Consider the following 3,065-nt stretch of genomic DNA (forward strand, 5'->3'; position numbering starts at 1 on the left):
GTCGTCAGCACTGATCTCCCGCACTTGAGGCGGGAAGATGGCATCGAACTCGCTCATCGTTACATGGCCGATTTCGACAGAGTCATGCAGCGCAGCCAAGTCGCCGCGCAGGGATTCAATGAGCTTGCTCGTCACAACACACCTCCAGTAGAACGCCGGACTCCAGCGCTTTCGCCAAGTTCTCTGCCGACAGTTCCAGAAACACCTTGCCAGCGAACTGCAACGCCTTCCTTTCGTCCTGAGTGATATTCGCCTTGTTGCTCTTGGGGAACCCATGCAGGAACACATAGCTGCTGCCGATCCGTGCCGACAGCAGCGTCCGATAGCCGCCGCTTTTGCCGCCACCAGGGCGCGCTACCCGCTTCTTGTAGAGAAAGCCGCCTAGGTCAGCATCAACCAGACCGGCCTCCATCTCCTGGACTGCTTTGCACAAAGCGGCGTCAGGTAGCCTTTCGCCAGCCTGCCACCGTGCAAAGTCCCTGCGTTTGAAGACGGTCATATTTGGCACTCCCGAAAACTATACCCGAAACGGGCATGGTTTGCCAGTTCAACTTTCGGCTTTCTCGGCGTTGGAGAGGATTCGCCAGACAATGTCTGGCGGATTGGCTTGTCGTCCATATACAGAAGCATTTCGCTGTTCATGCTGCGGCCTCCTGCGACTGGCGCTGCCCTGCGCCGGTGATGGCCTGACGCCGGCTGGCCACCAGTTCGGCCGCCTCGCGTACTGGCTTGTCTTCGGTGTGGACGTAGTGCATGAACATCGCTACGGTCTTGTGTCCTGTCAGCCTCATCCCTACCTTGGTCGGCACGCCCGAATTGGCAATGTCGGTGGTCGAGCGGTGGCGAATGCCATGCGTGCCGACGTGCGGCACGCCGGCGGCCTTGAGCGCCCGGCACCAGCCGCCGTAGTGCTCGCCAAAGGTCAGGTGCTTGTCCGGGTCGTTGGGCGACGGCAGGACATACGGGCAGCCTTCCCGGCGCGGCGCCGTCGAAAGCAGCCGATAGGCTTCCGCGCTCATGGGCTTGGACATGCCGCCAGTCTTGCTGTCGGGCCAGACCACACGGCGGTTCTCGAAGTCCAGCCAAGCCCATTCAAGTGGGCAGATTTCGGAGCGCCGGGCGGCAAACTCGAATTGCAGCCGGATCGCCAGCGGGATGACGTAGTTCTCCAGCCCTTCGGCCTCCAGCTTATCCAGGTGGCGGTAGATCAGCGCCAATTCGCCATCCACGATGAGCCGGGTTTCCTTGCCCGGCGGGAACATCGGGACATGCCGGCACGGGTTCGTGCCGTCCGGGCGGTAGCCCCACACTTCGGCCAGATTGAACATCTTGCGTAGTACGCCGAATGCCTTGTTTGCCTCGGTCGGCTTGTACGAGAGCTTTTCCATCAGACCGGCAATGTCGGGGCGCTTCACTTCAAGCACCTTCTTGCGACCCAGCAATGGAATGATGCAGCGGTCGATGACGCCCTGATAGCCTTCCTGCGTGCTGGGCTTGTTACGCTTCTTGGAGTAGTCCTCCATGAACTTCTTGCACAGCTCCGCGACGGTGGGCGCCTTGCGCGCCTCGGCCTTGGCGCCGCCGGGATCGCCGCCCCGGCGAACCTCGGCCAGCCAGTCCTGCGCCATGACGCGGGCCTGTTCGACGGTCAGCTCCCCGAACAGGCCCAGGGCGGGCTTGCGACGCTCGCCTGCGTTTGTGCGGTACTGGAGCATGAACACCCGGCGACCCGCCGGAGTGATCTTGCACAGGAAGCCGGGCACCACGGTATCCCGCAGTTCGACCGCCTGCGCCTGGGGTTGCGCCGCCTCTACGGCGGTCTTGGTGAGCTTGATCTTGGCCACGATGACTCCTCGGAAAGACCCGTTTCCAAGAGCCACATGGGAGCCATGAGAGCGGAAGCCGGGTCAGGTTTCGGAAAGCACCGGCATATGATGGACGCGCCTAAGTTATTGATAAACCTGCTGTATCCAGCTTCAGCGCAGTCCAGCGAAGTGCCAGGCTGGAGTCATCGTGAAATAAAAAAGTGCGGGTTAACCCGTAGCTCTTAACCGGGTTTTCTGCACGGAAAGTGAGATCACCCCTAGTAGCGCGTGGGCGCCTCTTCGCCGAATCTGATGAGTACCAAAGCAATCGAACTACTGAGCATGACAACTGGCACTCCATCCATTCCATCGTCTCCATCGAACCCGCAGGACGACGCCATGCCCACCATCTCTACGTGGGCGCCAACAGGCGAGGAACGAGAAGCTCTCCAAGCCCACCTTGTGGAGGCCAGCCCAGATGGAAAGACGGTTTGGGTTCACAGCCCCGGTGGTTCCACGGTAGGGCGGTTCTCAAAAGTCTTCGGCATGGATGTACACACAACTTTCGAGGCGCAGCGCGCTGGCGCGGGAGAGTGTTTGCACTGCACTCATGTGAAGCCGAACCGCGGCGATTGGTTGCTCTTCTGCGAGTTGATCGAGCGACACTACGGCATCGCGGTCGATGTCAACCTGATCGAGATTTGAAGGTGAGGAGGGCGTTCCGCCGGAGCCGCTCGGCCTGGTGCGTGTTCTGTCCAGCGCGGAGGACGAGCCTTGCGCAGCGCGCGCCAAGCGCCTCGCCCGCGTCAAGCGTGCATTGCTCGTGAAGCTTGCAGCTGTCGAAGACAAATCGGACCCGGTAAGGTTCTCGCTCTTGCGGAAAGCGGCTCGGGCGTGAGCACGCTGCGGCAGCTGAAATCCTGCAGGGCCGCAGCAGCCCTCTATAGCCCTAGAACGGTCGCGAGTTTTCCTGTCGCTAGGTTCCAAGGCGCCTGGCGCTCCGGTCAAGCAATAACCCTCTGTGGGTCGTCGCGCGTAGACACAAAATGTAAGTAGTTGTATAACCGTGGTGGCAAGAAAGCGCGACTCGCTTCCAGCCGCATCATCTACCGCAGAGTTCAGGTCGGCTTTTGGCCAGTCGCCAAAATGCTGGCCGCGCCAAACCCCAACGTAGCTCGCCCCGCGACGGCCTGTTTTCAGGTCATCTGTTTTTCTTTTTTGTCCATGGCAGCGAATCCTTTTATTTCTCAAGTAGTGGAC

At 60.5% G+C, this 3,065-nt stretch carries 4 protein-coding genes and 1 pseudogene; 2 read left to right on the forward strand and 3 right to left on the reverse strand.

What is annotated here, in order from left to right; all coding sequences use genetic code 11:
* The 3 genes and pseudogenes from ACK59X_RS08390 to ACK59X_RS08400 form a co-directional block, all read right to left on the reverse strand.
* Positions 1 to 135, reverse strand: a pseudogene (locus tag ACK59X_RS08390) (transcriptional regulator); the annotation flags it as partial.
* Entirely contained in the window at positions 116 to 499 is a 384-nt protein-coding gene (locus ACK59X_RS08395) for a type II toxin-antitoxin system RelE/ParE family toxin (protein ID WP_251200223.1), read from the reverse strand. The pseudogene ACK59X_RS08390 and the gene ACK59X_RS08395, both read right to left, overlap by 20 nt.
* A 139-nt stretch (positions 500 to 638) precedes the next feature.
* Entirely contained in the window at positions 639 to 1,844 is a 1,206-nt protein-coding gene (locus ACK59X_RS08400) for a tyrosine-type recombinase/integrase (RefSeq protein WP_251200222.1), read from the reverse strand.
* A 360-nt stretch (positions 1,845 to 2,204) separates the two neighbouring features.
* Between ACK59X_RS08400 and ACK59X_RS08405 the strand changes: the two genes are divergently transcribed.
* Both ACK59X_RS08405 and ACK59X_RS08410 read left to right on the forward strand, forming a co-directional pair.
* The gene (locus ACK59X_RS08405; protein WP_409956428.1) at positions 2,205 to 2,510 is read left to right on the forward strand and encodes a hypothetical protein; all 306 of its coding nucleotides are present in this window, start codon (positions 2,205 to 2,207) and stop codon (positions 2,508 to 2,510) included.
* 351 nt (positions 2,511 to 2,861) lie between these two features.
* A partial coding sequence (locus tag ACK59X_RS08410; RefSeq protein ID WP_409956430.1) for a hypothetical protein occupies positions 2,862 to 3,065 on the forward strand: 204 nt, incomplete at its 3' end.

It is taken from the genome of Acidovorax sp., assembly GCF_046339755.1.
In the GTDB taxonomy this organism is placed as follows: Bacteria; Pseudomonadota; Gammaproteobacteria; order Burkholderiales; family Burkholderiaceae_C; genus Acidovorax.